Raw genomic sequence first — 21,499 nt, 5'->3', positions numbered from 1 at the left:
AATACTGCAGAGAACTTGAAGCCAAACGCCAGTTGCATTTTTACGCAAATTCCTGACTTAAGTCAAGATATCGTGTGAAATTTTAAGCTGGTTTGGGATAAAGACAGAAAGATTTGTTTATTACGCTTGAAAATTTTGTAGGAATCGTCAAATATGATAAAAACAAAACTAAGAAAGAAAAATTATTTGATTTTTTGCTCGCGCTTTTCTTTTTTTAAATTAAGTAGGTGAATCATGGTAACAGAAGATCGTGAGAATGGAGTGCTAGAGGAAAATAAAAGTAAGATTAAATTACCTCCGTTGTACAAAGTTATGTTATTAAATGATGATTTTACTCCGATGGATTTTGTAGTAATTGTATTGCAAACATTCTTTTTTATGAGTCAAGAAAAGGCAACTCAAGTTATGCTTAAGATTCATACGGAAGGGGTTGGTATTTGCGGTATTTATCCCAATGATATTGCGATGACCAAAGTTCAACAGGTAAATAAATTTTCTAGACAGAATCAGCATCCATTAATGTGTATTATGGAGAAAAACTAACATGATCGCACAAGAGTTAGAAGTAAGTTTACATATGGCATTTGTAGAGTCACGCCAGAAGCGCCATGAATTCATTACGGTAGAACATTTATTGCTTGCCTTGTTAGATAATCCAAGTGCATCAGAAGTGTTGATTGCTTGCGCGATTGATATTGAAGATTTGAGAACTTTGCTTCAGGATCATATTAATCGTCATACGCCTATTGTAAGCGGCAATGGGGAAGTAGATACTCAACCCACCCTTGGGTTTCAACGTGTCATCCAGCGCGCAATATTGCATGTTCAGTCATCTGGGAAAAAAGAAGTTACCGGAGCTAACGTTTTAGTAGCGATTTTCGGTGAAAAAGATTCTCACGCCGTTTATTTTCTGCAGCAGAAGGGCGTAACACGATTGGACGTAGTGAACTACATTTCGCATAAGATTTGTAAAGTGTCACAAAATAATGATCATAAGATTGAAGATGAAAGTGATAACGAGCAGCAACAGAATTCAGCCAATACACTTGAGAGCTATACTATTAATCTCAACAATTTAGCACTTACGAATCGGATTGATCCTTTGATCGGGCGTGAAAAAGAAGTTGAGCGTGTTATACAGATTTTATGTCGCCGCAGAAAGAACAACCCTTTATTAGTGGGCGAAGCTGGTGTGGGTAAAACAGCTATTGCAGAGGGGCTGGCTAGAAGAATTACTGAAGGAGATGTGCCAGTGGTATTGGCATATCATCAAGTTTACGCGCTAGATATGGGTGCATTATTAGCAGGTACCAAGTACCGAGGCGATTTTGAGCAGCGTTTTAAGGCTGTATTAAAACAATTGGTTGATAATCCAAAGGCTATTTTATTTATCGATGAAATCCATACTTTAATCGGTGCGGGTGCGGCTTCTGGCGGCACATTAGATGCATCCAATTTGCTAAAACCCATGTTAAGTGCAGGTCGCCTCAAGTGTATTGGTGCGACGACTTATAACGAGTACCGAGGAATTTTTGAAAAAGATCATGCATTATCCCGACGCTTCCAGAAAATTGAAGTTTCTGAACCCAGTATCGAGGAGACAGTAGCTATTCTGCGCGGCCTGAAATCTCGTTATGAAAAGCATCATAATGTCAAATACACTTCGGGAGCGCTAACAGCTGCGGCGGAATTATCAGCTCGCTTCATAGGTGATCGACATTTGCCGGATAAAGCAATTGATGTGATTGACGAAGCAGGTGCGGCCCAACGAATTTTACCAAAATCAAAGCAGCGTAAAATTATCGGTAAACATGAGATCGAAGATATTATTGCCAAGATTGCCCGGGTACCTTCACAAAGCATTTCGTCTGATGACCGTAACAAACTGAAAACGCTCGACCGTGATCTTAAATCTATAGTTTTCGGACAAGATACGGCCATTGATGCGCTTACAGCAGCGATAAAAATGACTAGAAGTGGCTTGGGAAATCCGCAAAAGCCTATTGGTTCATTCCTTTTTTCTGGTCCAACAGGGGTGGGAAAAACTGAAGTGGCGCGTCAGCTTGCCTATATTCTGGGTGTGCCATTGCATCGGTTTGATATGTCTGAGTATATGGAGCGCCACGCAGTCTCGAGGTTGATTGGCGCTCCTCCTGGCTATGTTGGTTTTGAGCAAGGAGGGTTGCTTACAGAAACCATTATTAAACAACCGCATTCAGTTTTATTGCTTGATGAAATAGAGAAAGCGCATCCAGATATATTCAATGTTCTGCTCCAAGTGATGGATCACGGTACCTTGACAGATAATAACGGACGTAAGGCAGATTTCCGCAACGTGATTATCATCATGACGACCAATGCGGGAGCTGATTCGTTGACCAAATCAATGATCGGGTTTGCCAAATCTGCTAGAACAGGTGATGAAATGGCTGAAATTAAACGCCTGTTTACTCCTGAATTTCGTAACCGGTTAGATGCGATCATTTCTTTTGCGTCGCTGAGTAAAGAAATCATTTTGCGTGTTACTGATAAATTTTTAATGCAGCTTGAGGCGCAATTACATGAGAAAAAAGTAGAAGCTCTCTTCACTGATAATTTACGTAACTATTTGGCTGAGCACGGCTTTGACCCACTGATGGGTGCACGTCCCATGGCACGCCTGATTCAGGACATGATACGCAGTGCGTTAGCAGATGAATTGCTTTTTGGGCGGCTATGCAATGGGGGCAAAGTAACAGTAGATATCAATAGTGATGAAAAAGTGATACTTCAATTTGAAGATGATAAAGTCGACGCGATTTGAATGGAGAACTTCATGAAAGCAGTTAATATATCTAACCTTGGAAAAGAAAGAATGGAAATTTAACTTATTTTTCTCGCTGCTATTAGATTAATTTTGTTTAACTCTCAGATTGTTTTTTTAAGGTCTTTGCTTGAGGATTTATAAATACTTTCTGGTGTGCGCAAGACCTAATGGTCTTCTTTTCTACTAGTTTTTCTTGATGAGCATAATAAGGTAAATATCTTCAATTTATGCTCATTATCTTTGTTTGGCTTCGCTTTATATGCTGTTACCATTCTAAATGGTAGAATGCATTATTTTTAAATATCTCAATTTTTCAAAGAGTAAATGCTGTCATGTTTTCCTATAAAAAAACGATAGAAAGTGTCGATCCAGATTTGTGGCAAGCAATTAAAGGTGAAATACAGCGACAGGAAGATCATATTGAATTGATTGCTTCTGAGAATTATGCCAGTCCCGCAGTCCTCCAAGCGCAAGGATCAGTTCTTACTAATAAATATGCAGAGGGATATCCCGGCAAACGTTATTATGGAGGCTGCATGTATGTTGACAAAGTGGAGCAGCTTGCTATCGATCGTTTAAAAGCATTATTTAATGCCGAATATGTCAATGTACAGCCTCATTCTGGTTCTCAGGCTAATGCGGCAGTATATTTATCTGCACTAAAACCTGGTGATACGTTATTGGGAATGTCGCTTGCACATGGCGGGCATCTCACTCACGGTGCTTCGGTTAATCTAAGTGGTAAAATTTTCAATTCTGTGACTTATGGACTTGTGCCTGAAACTGAAGAAATTAACTACCAGGAAGTGGAACGGTTGGCGCATGAACATCGGCCGAAGATGATCGTTGCTGGCGCTTCTTCATATGCAAGAATAATTAATTGGAAGCACTTTCGTAAAATAGCTGATGAGGTTGGCGCTTATTTATTTGTGGATATGGCTCACTATGCGGGACTGATCGCTGCTGGCTTTTATCCTAATCCAGTGGGAATTGCTGATTTTGTGACCAGTACAACTCATAAAACATTGCGTGGTCCTCGAGGTGGCGTCATTATGGCCAAGCAGGAATATGAGAAATCACTTAATTCAGCCGTTTTTCCTCAAATTCAGGGTGGCCCACTCATGCATGTCATCGCAGCCAAGGCAGTTGCTTTTAAAGAAGCAGCGACTAAGGAATTCAGGGATTATCAGGAACAAGTTATCGAGAACGCACGCGTGATGGCTAAGGTATTACAAAGTCGTGGTTTGCGCATCGTTTCTGGACAGACGGACTGTCATATGTTCTTGGTAGATCTTCGCGCCAAAAATTTGACAGGCAAGGAAGCTGAAGCAGCTTTGGAAACGGCCCATATTACAGTTAACAAAAACGCTATTCCAAACGATCCTCAGAAGCCTTTTGTAACTAGCGGTATCCGCATTGGAACCCCTGCCATAACAACGCGTGGCTTCAAGGAAATTGAAGCGGAGCAATTAGCAAATTTGGTTGCGGATGTATTGGATTCGCCGAATGATGCAACTGTTCTGGATCGTGTGGCACAAGAAGCGAAGATGCTGTGCGCAAAATATCCAGTCTACGTAAATTGATGTGTTTAAGTAGCGCGACATCTTTTGGCTGCTGTCTGAAGATGTCCCTATAGATTCGTTTTGAGATGGTAAAAAGCTAATGAGTTAATTAGCGTAACTGGTATTAAATAATGAGATGCCCTTTCTGTAACGCTGAAGATACCAGCGTAATTAATTCACGTGTCAGTGAAGAGGGAGATCGTGTTCGTCGACGGCGGCATTGTGCAGCTTGTGGCAAACGCTTTACTACCTATGAAACAGTAGAGTTGCGTTTGCCACAAGTGGTTAAGCAAAATGGCACTCGTGCAGAATTCAATCGAAATAAGCTTCTTACCAGTTTCTTGCGTGCGCTGCATAAACGCCCAGTTCCCACTGAACATGTGGATGCAGCCATTGATCGTATTGTTCAGAAGTTGCTGAGCTCGGGGGCAAGGGAAATATCTTCACGCAATATCGGCGAGCTAGTGATGAAGGAGCTTTATAAGCTGGATAAAGTGGCCTATATACGCTTTGCTTCTGTATACAAGAGATTTCAGGATGTTGGCGACTTTCAGGACGTCATCAAAGAAGTTCAGAATCAACATTAAAGCTGATTCTTAAGAAATTCAAATTTAGCGCAGTCCAAGTACGATCAGGTACACATTCAGGATCTATTTGTGCTTAGTGATTCCCAGATTTTTTCAGCCAGTGATTATGCCTACATGTCTCAGGCATTAAAACTTGCAGAGAGGGGTTTATATACAACGAGTCCCAATCCGCGGGTAGGCTGTGTCATTGTTAAAAATAATCGCGTAATAGGCAGTGGCTGGCATGAACGGGCTGGTCAGCCGCATGCTGAAATTAATGCGCTTGGTTCTGCGGACGATACCGTAAGAAATGCTACCGTTTATGTGACATTAGAGCCATGCAGCCATTATGGACGTACGCCTCCTTGTGCTGAAGCACTCATCAAGGCGGGTGTAGCGAGAGTCGTGATGGCGATGCTGGATCCGAATCCTTTGGTAGCAGGTAATGGTGTGGCCAGGTTAAGAGATGCAGGCATTATGGTGCAATCCGGTTTATTGGAGGAGCAAGCAAGTGCACTGAATATTGGCTTTGTTTCCCGCATGACTCGCCATCGGCCGTGGGTAAGATTGAAAATAGCGGCGAGTCTGGATGGTAAGACGGCATTGGAGAATGGTGCAAGCCAATGGATTACTAGCGAGTCAGCGCGTTTGGATGCACATCGTTTACGTGCTCTTTCTTGTGCTATCTTAACGGGTATTGGCACAGTAAAAAAAGATGACCCACAATTAACAGTCCGTCACGTCGAGGCTACCCGGCAACCACTGCGCGTCGTCATTGATAGCCGACTCGATATACCAGCTAATGCAAAACTATTGCAAGGTAATAAAATATTGATTTTTACCGCTGTGCCAGATGAGAACAGAAAAAAAAAGCTGGAGGAGAAGGGGATGAAAGTCATTATGCTGCCTACTCGTGATGGCAAAGTCGATCTGACTCAAATGATGGTTAAACTGGCTGATTTCGAGATCAACGAAGTACTAGTAGAGGCAGGAAGTACTTTGGCTGGTGCTCTGGTGCAAGAAGAATTGGTCGATGAACTGGTCATCTATCTTGCACCTTGTCTGCTGGGTGATAAAGCACAGGGTATGTTGAATCTGCCGGTGCTGACCAGGCTATCCGACAAGCATAAACTGGAATTAACCGATGTTCGTATGATTGGACCAGATATTCGGGTAGCTGCAAAATTCTCCAATCTTGAGCTGCATGATTAAATTCTAAACAGGCTTCTTGGCAAGCTTGCGTTGCAGTGTTCTGCGATGCATATTCAAAATTCTTGCCGTAACAGAAATATTATTATTATTTTCAGTCAGAATACGGTGGATATATTCCCATTCCAGCCGTCCAACTGATAACGGATGCGAGCTTATCGGCACCTCGGCATCCCCGCTGGTACGCTCAAAAGCCGCCATAATGTCATTAACATCAACTGGTTTAGCGAGATAATGGGTAGCCCCAAGCTTGATCGCTTCAACTGCGGTCGCAATACTGGCATAGCCCGTCAGCATGACAATCCGTGTTCCAGGATCGAGTTTCTTTATTTTATCGATGAGTATTAATCCGGATTCATCCGATAGTTTGAGATCGATGATTGCATATTCAGGCATGAGGGATTCCACTTTTTCCAAGGCGGATGTAATGGTATGTGTGTAGATAACATCGAATCCTCGTTTGGTCATTGCCTTAGCTAGCACATCACAGAAAACGGGATCATCGTCGACGATGAGTAAACTTGGATGCTCAACGGGCCCGGTCATAACATTTTCCTCTTAGTACTGACTTGATGGAAGAAAAGTTAAGTAATGTTAGGAATGAGGGGAAGCGTGACATGAATGCAAGCGCCCCCCTCTGCATGATTAAACAAACGTACAGTACCACCAAAACGTTCAATATTTGCGTTGGCGAGAAATAAACCAATACCAAATCCTTGGCCAGGTGCCTTATTGGTAAAAAATGCTTCCCCTGCGCGTTGAACGGCTTCTCCAGTCAAGCCTTCCCCGTCATCATGAATTTCTAGATTCAGCATATGCTGATCCCAGGTGCTTTTGATGCTCACTTGATCAGTAGACGCGTCTGCCGCATTATTCAGTAAATTCAGGATGGATTGGCTTAGTAATTGAGTATTCATGATAAGGGGGGCAGGTTGGACCCCATGGCATTGATAATTGAATTTGGTTGAAGGGCGAATGAGTTGCCATTTATCGAGTACCTGCTTTAGAAAATAATCAACCGACTGGCTATTTCCATCTTCTGTTCGTGCTTGCCCTGCTTTAGCGAGTAACTGCGTCAGGGTTTGCTTGCAATGCGTGATTTGGTTGCGCAGGATACGAATATTATTCTGGAATTCTTCATTCTGGAGATATTCTTGTTGTAGCTCGCCCGTAATGACTGCCATTGTCGAGAGAGGCGTGCCCAATTCATGTGCTGCGCCTGCAGCCAGCGTACCCAGCGCAATAATTTGTTCGTTGCGTAATGCTTGCTCTCTTGCCTGGGCGAGATTTTTGTCACGATCGCGAATGGAACTACTCATTTTGACGACAAACCAGGCAATCAAGAGGGTACTTAACACGAAGGTTAACCACATACCTGAAATATGCAGATTGAACTCCATTAAATGCGCGCTATGATCATCTGAGTGATCGTGGGGCAATGGGATATATTCAAAGAGAAGAATGGTATAGCACGTGATCGTAATTCCTGCGATCGCCCAGGTATAGCGCCATGGTAGGATGGCTGCTGCAATAGTAAGAGGCATTAAATAAAGCGAAATAAAAGGGTTGGTTGAGCCACCAGCAAAATAAAGCAATGCGGTTAAAGCAAAAATATCGATGAGCAATTGGGCAAAAAACTCAAGATTTGAAACAGGAAAGGTATGATGCAGCCGAACCCAGGTAAAAAAATTGAGGAGGGTAAGTATTACTACAATGATGGTCATCTTTTCCCACGGCACATCCAGTTCAATGATTGAGTATGCCAAAGCAAATAAAATGCATTGCGCCACAATCGCAATGCTTCTTAAAAGGAATAGCCTTTGCAGATTTTTGCTAAGCGGTGACTGATGAAGAATGTTAAACATTAAGATGACTCATCTTCTATTTGGCTTTTTCCTATACCACATTAGCGTAAATTAGAGATTTAGGCTATGTGGCAAATTGTCACACCTTTGACCATCCACCTCGTGAAATGCTCAAAAGTTTGATAAGAGAACGTGCTATGGTTAATATTTTTTGCAGGCCTTCTGTCAATGAGGATGGGCTAGAGACTTCATGATCTGCTCGTGTATTCCACCAAAGCCACCGTTGCTCATAACGAGGATATGATCGCCAGGGCAGGCAGTAGCCACAATCGCATTGATCAACTGAGCCATCTCATAATGTAAATTGGCTTTCTTCCCGAGGGAGGAAAGTGCTGTCTGTACATCCCATTCTGATTGATTGGCATAACAATAAATTTGATCCGCTGTTTCCAGACTTGCTGCCAGGCTATCTTTCCAAATACCCATTTTCATCGTGTTGGAACGCGGTTCCAAGACAGCGATAATGCGCGCATTGCCCACTTTATGACGCAAGCCGTTTAAGGTCGTTTTAATCGCAGTAGGGTGATGCGCAAAATCGTCATATAGAGTGATGTCATTGACTATCCCGCGTATTTCCATTCGCCGTTTGACATTTTTGAACTGCGACAAGGCGGCTATGGCAATATCAGGAGGGATGCCAGCATGACGGGCTGCTGCAATGGCGGCCAGTGCGTTCATGCGATTATGTTCACCCAATAAATCCCATTGCAGTAAGCCATGGGATTTTTCTTGATAAATTATCTCGATGTTTTGCTCAGTCAACGTTTTAGCCTGCCAACCCTCATTCACACCAAATTTCTCAATAGGTGTCCAGCAGCCCTGAGCGAGTGCCTGCTGCAAGTTTTTTTCAAGACCGTTGGCAATAATTAATCCATTACCTGGAAGGGTTCTTACGAAATAATGAAATTGTCGCTGAATTGCAGCTAGATCAGGAAAGATATCAGCATGATCAAATTCAAGGTTATTTAATACCGTGGTTCTGGGGTGATAATGGATAAATTTGGAGCGTTTGTCGAAAAATGCAGTATCGTATTCATCAGCCTCGATGACAAAAAATGAAGAGGATTCCTGCCGATCTGGTTGATGTCTACTTTTTTCACCTAATCGTGCGGAGATACCGAAATTTTCGGGTATGCCGCCAATAAGAAAACCGGGAGCCAACCCTGCGTATTCCAATATCCATGCCAGCATCGAGCTGGTGGTCGTTTTGCCGTGAGTACCTGCCACCGCTAGCACCCACTTACTTTTCAGAATATGTTCTGAGAGCCATTGTGGGCCGGAGGTGTAGGGCAAATTCCTGTTTAGGATTTCTTCCATTAAAGGATTGCCACGGGAAATGGCATTGCCGATCACAAACAGATCTGGTTTGAGTTGGATCTGCTGTGGCGCGTACCCCTCAATCAATTCGATTCCCTGAGAAACCAGTTGAGTACTCATGGGTGGGTAGACGTTGGCATCACAGCCAGTGACTTTAAAACCAGAAGCGCGCGCCAGCACCGCAAGACCACCCATAAATGTACCGCAAATACCGAGGATATGAATATGCACCGTATACCTTCTCGAAGAAATATTGATGGATTGATTTAATTGAATTGCTAGTTCATTACTTTAAAGCTTAAATTATACTTGTTAAGCTTAACAAGAAGAGTGATATGGATTATTTTTCAACAGCTAAAAAAGCATTTTTATAAAAAACTTTTGAAAGTAATGAGCTATCAGCTGGATTCTCAATGATTGGCTGAGTGCTAATTATTCATCCTCCTATGCAACTATCCGTTTACCGTGGGCGTTTTGCGCCATCACCGACAGGTCCCTTGCATTTGGGTTCATTGGTGACGGCAGTAGCCAGTTATCTTGAAGCAAGAACCCATAATGGTGAATGGTTAATCCGAATTGAAGATGTGGATTCAACGCGGGTGATGCCAGATTCATCCCGGAAAATATTGCATGCGCTAGAATCCTTTGGAATGAATTGGGATGGTGAAGTTGTCTACCAAAGTCAGCGTCATGCTAGCTATCAAGCCGCACTGGCCGAACTTAACAAAAATGGATTAATTTATCCTTGTGCTTGTTCGCGCAGAGAAATTGCTGATGCTGCTGTGATGAGTATTGAAGGACCCGTTTATCCTGGAAGGTGTCGTAATGGTTTATCGAGCAATCTTGCTGGTCGTCCCCATACGCTGCGAGTTAAAACCGAATGCAGCCAGATTGAATTCGTAGATCATTTGCAAGGAAAGGTTGATCAATGTGTGGAAAGTGAAATTGGTGATTTTGTCTTGCGCCGGGCAGATGGTATTTATACTTATCAATTAGCCGTAGTGGTGGATGATGCCTGGCAGGGAATGACTCATATCGTGCGGGGTGTTGATTTACTTCATTCGACTCCCCGTCAAATTTATCTACAGAAGCTTCTGGGCTATAAAACACCTGCCTATCTGCACTTACCCCTTGTAGTGAATAAACAAGGAGAAAAGCTGAGTAAGCAAACTTTGGCGGCACCCGTCGACCTGACTAGACCGCTCCCTCAACTGGTTGCAACCCTTCGTTTTCTTGGCCAGAATCCACTTGATGAGTTAGTCGAGGGGGATATAACTTCTTTCTGGCAGTGGGCGCAGGCAAACTGGCAGGCAGAAAGAATACCTAAAGGAAACCGTTTTATTAATGAACCCTGAGTGATCATTCTGAATCTACAATAAATATAGTTTTTTCATGCTACGCTAACCATGCCTCTTGCTCTCATGTAGATGTCACTCCCATTCCGAATCAAAGATGACACGAAGGCGAGCCGCAGACAGTATCAATGATACGGCAAGGTGAAGCCAACAAAGTTGATGTTTGATTTAGAAGTAAAATAACTAGCCTCATTCAGGAAAAATAAGGAGAATATGTGGCTTTTCTGCCATTTTATATATCTGCTCGCAAGCAGTTAAAAATAGTCATCGTAGGTGGAGGTTATGCCGGCATCGCTGCACTGACAACACTGGTAGAATATATGCCAGATGCTGAAGTCACGATTATTGATCCGAGAACACATCACCTTAAGATTACGCATCTTCAAGAAACATTTCGTTACCCTCTATCTGATTTGCTTGTACCCTTTACCACGCTTGAGCAACGATTTGGCTGTCGCCATGTTTGTACCGAACTCGTGCTCGACGAAGATATTCTGCAGCAATGGCAGAATAATAAATCCATAACAGTGGATGATTATTCATTGCCATTTGATTATCTGCTGATTGCAACGGGCGCGCCTGCAAGAGATGTCGTTAATCATAATTCAGCCCACGTCCTGGATTTGAAAGATTTTATGAGCACTGCCGGTTCAGCTTTGCTAAGCAGGCATCTGGCTGGGGGAGGTGACAGCAAAGCCCCTATCTCTGTGATTGGAGGAGGTGCCACCGGGATACAGTTTCTGTTTGAGATTGCACATTTTCTCCAGCGTCACAAATTTGAAAACAAAGTGCGTCTGATCGAAAGCGGGGAGCGAGTGCTCAGACAGTTTCCCGACAGATTTGCTCACTATGCGCAATCCCGTATGACTGAGCTTGACATTGATTTTTGTCCCGATACCTACTTCCGCGGACAGCAGAAGAACGTCATATTACTGGAAGAAAAGAATACGGGCAGGCAGTATGAGCTTCCTTCTAGTCTATCGCTGTTATTTTCTGGCAAGCAGCAGAGTGATCAGTTTATGGCAAATGCTTTCGGGCAAGTTATTGTTAACCGCCAGTCATTACCGCATATTTATATTGCGGGTGATTGCTCCCATTATCAATCTTTCGGCTCTAATGCCATGACCGCGCAATCGGCTGTGCGTAAAGGAAAGCTTGCGGCACGCAATATTTTACGGCATTCTGGGCTGCTTAAAATACTTGAACCTTATATCCACCATGATATAGGCTATGTCGTCAGCCTGGGGCCGACGGATGCGGTTGGCTGGCTGGCTATCGAGAATAATGTGGTAACGGGTATAGCAGCCTCAATTATTAAAGAAATTGTAGAGGCACAATATGATTTACTATTGACTGGAATAGATACTTATCTGATTTGAGATATCGATAAGCAGGAGGCTGGGCTATGTTTAATTTATTTAACGATAAGCCGGTTGTAGGGAAGGCAAGCACAGTGATTCGGAAGTCTGAGCGGCATGTTTTCAATTTTATTGGCACCGAGCTGCTTGTTAATTACCCAAGGTGGTCGCCGGAAGTGCGTGAGCTGGAGAAACTGACTGATGGTCCGCTAGGACTGGGAACGATATGCCGGCAAGTGCGTATCGATCAAGGAAATCGCTCAGAATCCACCTTTAAAATTGTCAGCTTTGAACCTCATATGCATATTTGTTTCGACGGTGTATCGAATCCTTTCCGTTGCGATTATTTATTGCAGCCAGCCGATCCAGCAGCTACTCAAATTACATTTACTTTCGAGTTGCTTAGTCTCGATCTGCATATGAGACCGTTTGAGAAGCTTATACGCATAGCCATCCAGGATGGTGCTGAAAGAACAGTCAGAAACATTAAGCGTCTAATAGAAGCCGACTCGTTTTGATTGACTTCATGGTCTGCCAAGTCATAAGTTCTAATTAATTACTGAAAAAATTTTGGAGAAAAAAATGGATTTTATCGTTGAGAAAGACCCTGGATTGATTCCAAAAGTATTATCCAAAATTCTTGACTCATGTGTTAATGGTATCACGTTGGCTGATCCTGATCAGGAGGATATGCCGCTGGTTTATGTCAATAGAGCGTTTGAGAAAATAACGGGTTACAGCCAAGAAGAAACGGTAGGGAAAAATTGCCGCTTCCTGCAGGGCACTGATCGTGACCAAAAAGAACGTTATCAGTTGAAAGAAGCCATTGCAAATAAGCAGCCTGTTGAAATCACGCTCAGAAATTATAGAAAAAATGGCGAAATGTTTTATAACCATTTGATCATTACCCCTCTGTTTGATGCTCACGGCAACGTCCTTTACTACCTGGGTGTGCAATATGACGTGACGCAACAGCGACGGGCTGAAGAAGAGATCAAGCGTCTAACTGAGCAGCTCGCTGAGGTAACGAAATAATTAGTCGATAGGGTGGGTTCTGCTGGTAAAACTGGCTCTAAAAAGGTATCATTCCAACCAGCCTTATATGTAGCATAACCCAGCATTAAATAAACAGAAGAAAAAATGACTTCTTGCATGTTGTCATGTATCTGCTGGTTTATTTAAGTCAATCCTTGGAAGCGTGGCAGAGTGGTCGATTGCACCGGTCTTGAAAACCGGCAACGGGCAACCGTTCGTGAGTTCGAATCTCACCGCTTCCGCCAAAAAATCATATAAATATATGATTATAAATAAGATATTAATTGAGAAATTTTTTTACCGTACCTCTTACCGTACTCGCGTACAAAATCTAAAGCCAGCATACAGCAGTAAGCCAACCCTCCGCTTCAGTAGCTATCTAAACTACGCCGAAAATACTTTTTTCAAAAAGAATACCTTCCAAAGACTTATTTCTATTCACTGACGACGATGACGATCTAGGTTGTTCAAGCAGTAACGCGACTTACTCAGCGCGTAAGCACCTGATAAACAATATTTAAGTTGGCAAGAATGTCTTTGCTCTCGAGCTGATTAGGGTATTTTTTTCCATAATACTGGGAGTCTTTGAGCGGTATGGATACCGTATTCCTCGGTAATTAATAGTTCAACACCAAGACGTCGATGGGCCAGTTGATGCTGAATATTTTTCTGTCTCTTGCCCAGTTCGAGTGTGAAGTTACCGGAGGCTCATCCTTGACAAATCGCCGCGAGTAAACGCAAGGGGATGTAGATGGGCGGCATATCACCACTTGGGTAAGATGTCTAAAATCGTCGACTGATCCCCAATGAGCGCGAAGCCAAGATTATTCGCCATATTTTCCAACAGTTCGTCGAGCTGAGTTCCAGTACCATGCTGGTTAAGAAATGAAACTGGATGGGGTGACCTCGAACTCCTGGATCACGCAGGATGGCAAAGCCCGTGAAGGTAAGCCTATCGATAAGAGTTTAATCTACAAAGTACTTAATAACCGAACTTACTTGGGTGAATTACGACATAAAGAGCAGTGGTACCAGGCCGAGCATCCGCCCATCATTGATCGTGATCTGTGGGATATAGCAAAACCAGCTAGAAATGATTCAAAGAGTATTCTCATTGTCTCATCTAGCATAAAAGGGCATACACCAAAGCACTGCGTAAACAACAAAACCAAACCGTTGAGATGCTCTTTTCAAAACCTATATATTCTGAATCATTCTTAACTGGTTACGCTATAGGTTGCATGCCATCCTCGCCACCAATGGGCGTGTGCGCGATAATGCTACTCGGTCGAAGGTGCCGTATCTGCTTAAAGGTATTGTGTTTGGCAATGACGGCCGAGCCTTATCACCATGGCACACGACCAAGAAGAATGGACGACGCTACCGCTACTATATCCCACAACGGTACACCAAGGAGCACGCCGGCGTATCAGGATTGCCGCGTCTGCCTGCCGTAGAACTGGAATCAGCAGTACTTGATCAATTGCGAGCGATTTTGCGTTCACCAGAATTGGTAGGGGAGGTGCTACCTCAGGCAGCCCAACTTGATCCAACCTTGGATGAGGCCAAAGTGACCGTAGCGATGACGCGGCTTGACGCGATTTGGGATCAACTGTTCCCGGCGGAGCAGGCACGTATCGTAAAGCTTCTGGTTGAAAAGGTGATCGTATCGCCCAACGATCTCGAGGTGCGGTTGCGTGCCAACGGCATTGAGCAACTAGTGCTGGAAATGAGTCTGAAGCCAATTGAGCAAAAAGAAGAGGCATTGGCATGAGTGATATCAGAATCCACAAGACCGGTGCATCAGATATTATTGCATCCAGCGATGGCAAACTGACCCTGTCTGTACCAATTCAGATCAAGCGCCGTAGTGGGCGTAAGTTGGTCACGTTGCCAAATGGTGAAACTGCTAAAGTATGTTTCAGGGACACAACGGCGACACCATTGCAGTTGGCTCTTGCCAGAGGCCACCACTGGCTTGCTTTGCTGGAATCGGGAGAAATCAAATCGCTGAAAGAGATTGCTACTCGGGAAGGGGTCGATAACAGTTATGTGAGCCGGATGGTTAACTTAACTACGCTTGCGCCGGACATCGTCGCTGCGATCCTGGATGATACTTTGCTAAATAACATTATCTTGTTCGATCTGGCGGTTGATCCGCCGGTACTGTGGGAGGAGCAGTGGATGCGTATCAAGAGTGCTCTATCTACATGAACTGAGAAAGCATTTTGAATAAATGATCAGTAAAGGAGGTGCTCGATATTGGTATTTAATCAGAATATCTGGCTTTTAAAGGAATAGCCTAGAAGGCAATGGCTTTTGCAGTCCGGTAGCAAGAAGAGGTGCTATCGGACTGTATTAACTGATGATGAGCCGATTTACTTCGGCGAACCAGCTGCAATTACGATAAGGTTTACTCTGTAGCAGAATTTTGTAACGTTCGGGCAAATCGCGCGCAATGGTCTGGAATTCCTGTTTATCCTGCTCCGTGAGAATGATCGGACCGATAAACGGGGTTGGGTTGCGGTACAAATCCAAGTTGAATATCGGCTTGTGCGGCAAGCCGAAAAAGTCAACCATATTTTTTAACACCGCTTCCTGTTTCAGCGTCACATCAACATCAATAAAAAACACCCGGTCTTGCCAGTGATGGTCTCGAATCAGCTGCATCGCCCGATGCTCGATCTCCATCCACTGTAATACATAAAACTGAAATCGGCTGAGAGATAACGGATAGTGCCGGAACACTTCCTCCTTCCCGGTCAATGCCCAGCGAAACAAGCGCTCACCAGTATCATTTGTATAATCGACAAAAGGAGCATGCAGCTTGCGTATCATCCGCTCGCGCACATATTCGCTTTTCGCCACCCGCAGCGGATGGCGCACCAGATGGATAAAGCCCGGATTGTTCAGCAGCGTTCCGGCATGGCGGTTAAATGCCTTGAGGAAAGCATGATTGGATTCAAAATAGAACGGCGTCTTGCGGCTGGCGATAAAACGGCATTTGCGCTCCAGCACGGGCAATAATGCGCAGTCGTTATGTTGCGTGTTCCATGCAATTGGCTTGCCGAACAATGTGGGGTTGCCAAACGTGAAATAAGGCTCGTGTGTGCTGTAACACTGCGTGATGTTCTTGATGAAGAAATCGGCGAGATAGCTTGTGCCGGATCGGCCGCTGGCGAGGGTGAAGAGTGTCAACTTATCGTACATGTGACGAAATAAATACTGATGTGAGAAGTGAATCCCAATTTTTGGATAAGAGCCTTAGGAGTTATTTTCCCGGCCATCAGCCTTGCCCGGTACCAGCTTTGGCTTTTTATAGACATAGCCCATGCGGTATAAAAGTTGGGTTATACCGCTTTCGCTGTAGTGGGAGGTACAATTTTAATTGAGACCGTTTTAAATTGCTGGCCGTGTTGGCGGTCATTGACCCAGAAACCCAGGCAATCGATATATTCTCCTGCCGTGGCCGAAGCCGCTGAACCAATTACGGTGATGAGTTCTCGCTGCCCTTTGACTTTGACTCGCAACACACAGAAACCGGATGATTCACTGTGAAAGGTGACCCTTTCTACTGATCCCTGCAGTTTTTCCTGAGGATGATCTGTGTTATGGGGTAAATTGGATGAAGTTTTCATCGATATGTGCCGATTTAGAACATCATTCATTTACTGGCAGGATTAACTGATCTCCCTGATTGTTTATCCGCCCTACTGCAGGCGATACTGGCCATAAATGCATGTGTTCAGAAGCAAGCGGTTTCATAAGAATAGCCATTAAAATATCATCAGGTAGCGGTGAAGGGGTCAGCCAAGTATCCCAAGCTTCGGGAGGGAGGATCACGGGCATGCGATCATGGATGGGATGTATTAATTCGTTACTCTTGGTGGTGATGATGGTACAGCTATTGATAACCACTTCATCAACTGTTGCGCTCTCCCATAATCCCGCGAAGGATAGCGGATTGCCATCTTTGGCAGAAATATAGAAGGGCTGTTTGCTTCTTCCATCTGCCATTTGTTTCCACTCGTAGAAGCCCGAAGCAGGAATGAGGCAGCGTTGCCGACGAAATGCGTGTTTGAACGATGGCTTGATCACCAGCGATTCGGCACGTGCATTGAGCAGCAAGGGCAGCATCTTGATATCCTTGGCCCAATGAGGAATCAGCCCCCAATGCATCATTAATATTTCACGACCAGTGCCGCTGTCACGAATGACCACAATATCGGTGGAAGGCACGATGTTATAGCGCGGCTCGATGTCCGACATCGTCACCGCACGATACCGCTTGATCAGGTCGGCACGTGGATAAGCCAGGGTAAAGCGTCCGCACATATCGTCATTGTTGTCCGCTGAATGAGTGTTTTATACTGTCGGTCTCAATTATGTACTAAAGTATTCATCATGTCCTCAAACAGCGTTACTATCAACCAGCCGATGTTCGCTTTAGTAGATGTCAACAATTTTTATGTCAGTTGCGAGAGGGCTTTCAATCCTCATCTAGTCAATCAACCCGTGGTAGTGCTCTCCAATAACGATGGCTGTGCGGTGGCACGGTCCAATGAAGTCAAAGCACTCGGTGTCAAAATGGGTACACCATGGTTCCAGTTGAAGGATCTGGCAAAACAGCATCACATCATTGTGCTCTCATCCAACTATACCCTCTACGGGGATATGTCTGATCGGGTGATGACTATATTGCGTGATTTCAGCCCCTATGTTGAAGTCTATTCCATAGATGAGTGTTTCCTCGGTCTGCATGGCCTTGGCAAGCTCTGGCCGACGCCTACGGACATGGGTCAATCAATACGCCAACGGATACGTCAGTGGACCAGCCTGCCGGTGTGTGTGGGTTTTGGCGCGACCAAGACATTGGCTAAGCTTGCCAATCACATTGCTAAGAAGCGATCGGAATTCAATGGCGTATGCGATCTTGCATCCATGCCATCCAGCCAATTGGATGCACTGCTATCTACTATTGAAGTCGGTGAAGTTTGGGGTGTGGGGCGAAGAATCAGTCAGCATTTGAATGCCGCCGGTATTCATACTGTAAAAGCGTTGCGCGATACACCCGCAACCTGGTTGCGTGCGAGGTTCGGCGTGGTGATGGAGCGTATCGGCTACGAACTACAGGGCCTATCGTGTCTCTCGCTCGAAGAAGTGTCAACACCCAGAAAACAGATTATTTCCTCTCGCTCGTTTGGGCAGTTAATTTATAACCTGCATGAGCTCAGTGAGTCCGTTGCCTATCATATGAGCAGTGCAGCAGAAAAATTGCGACGCCAGAAATCGACTTGTAATGCGATCCAGGTGTTTATCCAGACCAATCCCTTCCGCGAACAGGATAAACAATACAGCAACTGTATTACGGTACCACTGCCTAATGCCAGCAGCGACACTAGAATACTGATCAGAGCAGCACTGTTTGGACTCAAGCATATTTGCCGGAAAGGCTATGCTTACAAGAAAGCAGGGGTGATCCTGACGGCTATTGATCCCCTCACGCTTTATCAGGACTCATTGCTGACACAATATGGTGCTGATGAGAAATCGGCAAGATTGATGGGTGTGATGGATCAGCTGAATCAGAGGTATGGGCGCAATATCGTGTCGGTATTTTCTGTGGGTAGTCTGAAATCGTGGAGCATGAGGCGAGAGATCATGTCGCCCTGTTACACGACAAAATGGAGTGATTTGCCCATAGCTCATGCTTCTTGATTGTATCAGGTACTTCAGCTTATTGTATCTTCCTGAATGGTAATGCTGGACTATTCAAGAGAGGCTACATGTCATATTTATGAAATTTTGGACTCCACAAAACTTAGAATACCTCAAATAACTGCCGTCTTATTCTCTAGGCTTTAATGACATTGAGCTAAAATGGGTCCAAGTTAAAGCAAGCTGAGAAATGGAAGAATGTTCCGTCGAGTAGCTCTTAACCGCTCATGCACTATTAATCGTTTTATGTGGGATAAACGATACCCAAGGGGGTATGCTCATTGCCTAAGCCGGAATGGGGCATTATGTATTCCTTCAAATATGACGTTAACTACCCATAGGTGAGAAAGTGTTGTTTCATTATTTCCAATTCAAGGACGAAATATGAAGTTTATTAAATCATGGTTACTAATCGCAGCAATGTCGGTGGTGGTCAACCCAGCATTAAGTCAGTCAGAAATTGTTTACCTGGATCAAGGCTGGAGCGAGCAGGACAGGACAGCATTTTATAATACCTCACAAGGCTCTTATCTAATTCCCCTTTCCTGGTTTTTGGCATTGGAGCAGCCAGATAGTAAGGCGCTATTCAGTACTACTGCGCATATTCGCAGTTTTAAATACTTGACAGATGATTCCGGCGCCAAGGAGGCAGAGGCTCAGCGCTTACCTCTAGGGTTTGCGATTGAAAGAAATGAAGGCAAGGAAGATTGGGTGGGTTATACCTGTGGCGCATGTCATACCAATGACATTCAATACAATGGCGTACGAATGCGTATTGACGGTGCGCCAGCGCTGGCGGATTTTCAGAGTTTTATAACGCAGCTAGGGCGTGCATTAAAGAAGACAGTGAATGATGAAGCAATATTTAACCGCTTTGCTTTGCGTGTTAACAAATCACATGATCAAGTGGCATTGGCCGCTTTGCGCAATGAATTGGAAGTATTTGAGAAAAAGTATTCTGACTTCGTGGCACGTAACTCCACAAGCCATACGTATGGTTACGGCCGTCTTGATGCTTTTGGTTATATCTTGAACGAACTATTCGTCGATGATCTGGGAGTGCCTGAAAATCAGGCCGAGCCCAATGCTTCAGTAAGCTATCCCTTTTTATGGGGTAGCGCACAGCACGATTGGGTGCAATGGATCGGCTCGGCAAATAATCCGTATGGGCGCAATGTCGGTCAGGTATTGGGTACTTTTGGCAGCGTTGAACTGGAAAGCCCTAGTGAGCTGGGCAAAACCTCTGCCCGTGGGCGTAGCCTTTTTGAGCTTCAACGCTTGGTAGCCCGCCTTAAAGCACCAAAGTGGCCGAAAGACATCTTGGGCGGGATAGATCAAGAGCGCGCCGCAAACGGACGAATTGTTTATGAACAGAATTGTGCATCCTGTCATGCATTGCCTGACAATTCAGGGCGCTATCCAATGACGCCTGCGGAAGAGAATTTTTTTGGGGCACAGTTTGTGGATACCCATATGACACCATTGGCAGAACTGGGAACAGATCCGTTAACTTCGCTGAATATAGCGCTACGCACTGCTTCAACAGGTAATCTGGTCTCTTATTTACCTATGCCTTACACAGGAGCATCTGAACTACCTGCAGCAGTATTATTGAGAATCATTGTAGGGGTCGCCGCGGACAATGCTTTTCAGGTGATTGAACCTCCTCTCAGCCCAGCGGAGTCAGCAGAATTGATTGGCTATCGCATCAAGGCTCCGGGCTTGCCACCTTATACGCCGGAAAATATTATCGCCTATCGAGCGCGTCCACTTGATGGCGTTTGGGCAACTGCACCTTATCTGCACAATGGTTCTGTGCCTAATCTTGTTGAACTATTAAAACCTGGTAGTGAACGTATTCAGACATTTCAAGTCGGCTCTAGGGAATTCGATGTTCAGAATGTAGGGTTTAACATGGAGGATGCCACCGGCAACTTCAAGTTTGATACTTCCCTCGCAGGGAATTCTAACAGAGGGCATGAGTACGGCACATCGTTAAACGAAGCTGAGAAAAAAGATCTGCTTGAGTTTCTAAAAACACTGTAAAAACGAATCAAACAAAGCGCTGATAATTATAACAGCGCTTTGTAGTGACGATCCAGCAGTTGATCCATGTGTATTATGGGAAGAGCAGAGGGAGCGGGTCGGGTTTGCTTTATTAATAAGCTTGTGTAGTTCTGTTTATGCGAGTGCATTAATGCATGCACATACTAACCAACGAGATGTTACCAATGGTGGTCTATCAAAGCGCGGACGGTATAGAAAGGGCAGTAACTATTCTGATGTTAGTGATGAACTGGTTTCTATTTTAGAACTTAATTCGTATTTAATATTAGGTGAATTCGTATTATAAGTGCATAACCCGTTTATCAAGCCGGGATGACGTGGTCAAGTAAAATCGGACACCTCAGTTAAGCTGCTTTTATCGATTTTGCTGCATCTGCTTCATATTGATTCGGACTTTTGTAACCCAGGTATGAATGCAGTCTTTGGTTGTTATAAAACACGGCGATATACTGCAAAATATCCTGCTGTGCTGCATGGCGGGTTTGGTAATGCCGCCATTGGCAGCGTTCCTGCTTGAGGCTGCCAAAGAAACTTTCCGCAACCGCATTGACGCTCCTATGTCAAGTAATTGCAGCAGCATCAGATAAATCTGCGAGAATAAGCGGATACAATTCACGAACAATGTAACGCTTCAGGCAGCG

The 21,499-nt window shown here is 44.4% G+C and carries 21 protein-coding genes, 1 tRNA gene and 1 pseudogene; 15 read left to right on the top strand and 8 right to left on the bottom strand.

Annotation, left to right across the window (positions count from 1 at the left end):
* Positions 1-234 precede the first annotated feature (234 nt).
* The 5 genes from clpS to ribD all read left to right on the top strand — a co-directional run bounded on the left by clpS (position 235) and on the right by ribD (position 6,146).
* Positions 235-543: an ATP-dependent Clp protease adapter ClpS gene (gene clpS / locus BM122_RS13640; protein ID WP_074906059.1), complete on the top strand. Its 309-nt coding sequence runs from the start codon at positions 235-237 to the stop codon at positions 541-543.
* 1 nt (position 544) lies between these two features.
* On the top strand, positions 545-2,803 hold the full coding sequence (clpA, locus tag BM122_RS13635; RefSeq protein ID WP_074906058.1) for an ATP-dependent Clp protease ATP-binding subunit ClpA: 2,259 nt from the start codon (positions 545-547) through the stop codon (positions 2,801-2,803).
* Positions 2,804-3,138: 335 nt separating this feature from the next.
* Entirely contained in the window at positions 3,139-4,389 is a 1,251-nt protein-coding gene (gene glyA / locus BM122_RS13630) for a serine hydroxymethyltransferase (RefSeq protein WP_074906057.1), read from the top strand.
* Positions 4,390-4,499: 110 nt separating this feature from the next.
* A complete protein-coding gene (gene nrdR / locus BM122_RS13625) occupies positions 4,500-4,955 on the top strand; it encodes a transcriptional regulator NrdR (protein ID WP_074906056.1) in 456 nt (151 codons plus the stop codon).
* Between the two features lie 87 nt (positions 4,956-5,042).
* The gene (gene ribD / locus BM122_RS13620; protein WP_218152088.1) at positions 5,043-6,146 is read left to right on the top strand and encodes a bifunctional diaminohydroxyphosphoribosylaminopyrimidine deaminase/5-amino-6-(5-phosphoribosylamino)uracil reductase RibD; all 1,104 of its coding nucleotides are present in this window, start codon (positions 5,043-5,045) and stop codon (positions 6,144-6,146) included.
* A gap of 3 nt (positions 6,147-6,149) precedes the next feature.
* On the opposite strand, the gene BM122_RS13615 is transcribed toward ribD, so the two are convergent.
* The 3 genes from BM122_RS13615 to mpl all read right to left on the bottom strand — a co-directional run bounded on the left by BM122_RS13615 (position 6,150) and on the right by mpl (position 9,556).
* The gene (locus BM122_RS13615; RefSeq protein ID WP_074906055.1) at positions 6,150-6,689 is read right to left on the bottom strand and encodes a response regulator transcription factor; all 540 of its coding nucleotides are present in this window, start codon (positions 6,687-6,689) and stop codon (positions 6,150-6,152) included.
* A 38-nt stretch (positions 6,690-6,727) separates the two neighbouring features.
* Positions 6,728-8,008, bottom strand: a complete 1,281-nt coding sequence (locus tag BM122_RS13610) for an ATP-binding protein (RefSeq protein WP_074906054.1) — start codon at positions 8,006-8,008, stop codon at positions 6,728-6,730.
* 165 nt (positions 8,009-8,173) lie between these two features.
* Positions 8,174-9,556, bottom strand: coding sequence for a UDP-N-acetylmuramate:L-alanyl-gamma-D-glutamyl-meso-diaminopimelate ligase (mpl, locus tag BM122_RS13605; RefSeq protein WP_074906053.1), 1,383 nt, complete (start codon positions 9,554-9,556; stop codon positions 8,174-8,176).
* 194 nt (positions 9,557-9,750) lie between these two features.
* On the opposite strand from mpl, the gene gluQRS reads away from it, so the two are divergent.
* The 8 genes from gluQRS (at position 9,751) to BM122_RS13565 (ending at position 15,287) form a co-directional block, all read left to right on the top strand.
* Positions 9,751-10,680: a tRNA glutamyl-Q(34) synthetase GluQRS gene (gene gluQRS / locus BM122_RS13600; protein WP_371264926.1), complete on the top strand. Its 930-nt coding sequence runs from the start codon at positions 9,751-9,753 to the stop codon at positions 10,678-10,680.
* A 215-nt stretch (positions 10,681-10,895) separates the two neighbouring features.
* Positions 10,896-12,059 (top strand): NAD(P)/FAD-dependent oxidoreductase, encoded by a 1,164-nt coding sequence (locus BM122_RS13595; protein ID WP_074906051.1) that lies wholly within the window; start codon positions 10,896-10,898, stop codon positions 12,057-12,059.
* 26 nt (positions 12,060-12,085) lie between these two features.
* Positions 12,086-12,556 carry an SRPBCC family protein gene (locus BM122_RS13590; protein ID WP_074906050.1) on the top strand — a complete coding sequence of 157 codons (471 nt, stop codon included), beginning with the start codon at positions 12,086-12,088 and terminating at the stop codon, positions 12,554-12,556.
* Between the two features lie 64 nt (positions 12,557-12,620).
* Positions 12,621-13,073 (top strand): PAS domain-containing protein, encoded by a 453-nt coding sequence (locus BM122_RS13585; RefSeq protein ID WP_074906049.1) that lies wholly within the window; start codon positions 12,621-12,623, stop codon positions 13,071-13,073.
* Between the two features lie 157 nt (positions 13,074-13,230).
* A tRNA-Ser gene (locus tag BM122_RS13580) sits at positions 13,231-13,318 on the top strand.
* Between the two features lie 640 nt (positions 13,319-13,958).
* Positions 13,959-14,294, top strand: a complete 336-nt coding sequence (locus tag BM122_RS24235) for a recombinase family protein (RefSeq protein WP_218152086.1) — start codon at positions 13,959-13,961, stop codon at positions 14,292-14,294.
* Positions 14,295-14,310: 16 nt separating this feature from the next.
* Positions 14,311-14,847, top strand: coding sequence for a recombinase zinc ribbon domain-containing protein (locus BM122_RS13570; RefSeq protein ID WP_218152085.1), 537 nt, complete (start codon positions 14,311-14,313; stop codon positions 14,845-14,847).
* Positions 14,844-15,287 carry a LacI family transcriptional regulator gene (locus BM122_RS13565; protein WP_074906048.1) on the top strand — a complete coding sequence of 148 codons (444 nt, stop codon included), beginning with the start codon at positions 14,844-14,846 and terminating at the stop codon, positions 15,285-15,287. Before BM122_RS13570 ends, BM122_RS13565 begins: the two co-directional genes overlap by 4 nt.
* Before the next feature lie 144 nt (positions 15,288-15,431).
* Here BM122_RS13565 and BM122_RS13560 read toward each other — a convergent pair whose 3' ends face one another.
* Genes BM122_RS13560 through BM122_RS13545 form a run of 4 tightly spaced genes read right to left on the bottom strand, consistent with a single transcriptional unit; the run spans position 15,432 to position 17,408 of the window.
* A complete protein-coding gene (locus BM122_RS13560; RefSeq protein ID WP_074906047.1) occupies positions 15,432-16,283 on the bottom strand; it encodes a sulfotransferase family protein in 852 nt (283 codons plus the stop codon).
* A gap of 54 nt (positions 16,284-16,337) precedes the next feature.
* On the bottom strand, positions 16,338-16,406 hold the full coding sequence (locus BM122_RS26140) for a hypothetical protein (protein ID WP_371264927.1): 69 nt from the start codon (positions 16,404-16,406) through the stop codon (positions 16,338-16,340).
* A 17-nt stretch (positions 16,407-16,423) separates the two neighbouring features.
* Positions 16,424-16,711, bottom strand: coding sequence for a YrrC family ATP-dependent DNA helicase (locus BM122_RS13550; RefSeq protein WP_177198144.1), 288 nt, complete (start codon positions 16,709-16,711; stop codon positions 16,424-16,426).
* 22 nt (positions 16,712-16,733) lie between these two features.
* Positions 16,734-17,408, bottom strand: coding sequence for an SOS response-associated peptidase (locus BM122_RS13545; RefSeq protein ID WP_074906045.1), 675 nt, complete (start codon positions 17,406-17,408; stop codon positions 16,734-16,736).
* 69 nt (positions 17,409-17,477) lie between these two features.
* Between BM122_RS13545 and BM122_RS13540 the strand changes: the two genes are divergently transcribed.
* Positions 17,478-18,791, top strand: a complete 1,314-nt coding sequence (locus BM122_RS13540; RefSeq protein ID WP_074906044.1) for a Y-family DNA polymerase — start codon at positions 17,478-17,480, stop codon at positions 18,789-18,791.
* Between the two features lie 384 nt (positions 18,792-19,175).
* Positions 19,176-20,837, top strand: a complete 1,662-nt coding sequence (locus tag BM122_RS13535) for a di-heme-cytochrome C peroxidase (RefSeq protein ID WP_143083443.1) — start codon at positions 19,176-19,178, stop codon at positions 20,835-20,837.
* Between the two features lie 365 nt (positions 20,838-21,202).
* Here BM122_RS13535 and BM122_RS13530 read toward each other — a convergent pair.
* Positions 21,203-21,406 (bottom strand): annotated as a pseudogene (locus BM122_RS13530) (IS3 family transposase); the annotation flags it as partial.
* Between the last annotated feature and the right edge of the window lie 93 nt (positions 21,407-21,499).

The organism is Nitrosomonas communis (genome assembly GCF_900114745.1).
Classification (GTDB): Bacteria; Pseudomonadota; Gammaproteobacteria; order Burkholderiales; family Nitrosomonadaceae; genus Nitrosomonas; species Nitrosomonas communis_A.
This window is presented reverse-complemented; position numbering and strand designations above follow the sequence as displayed.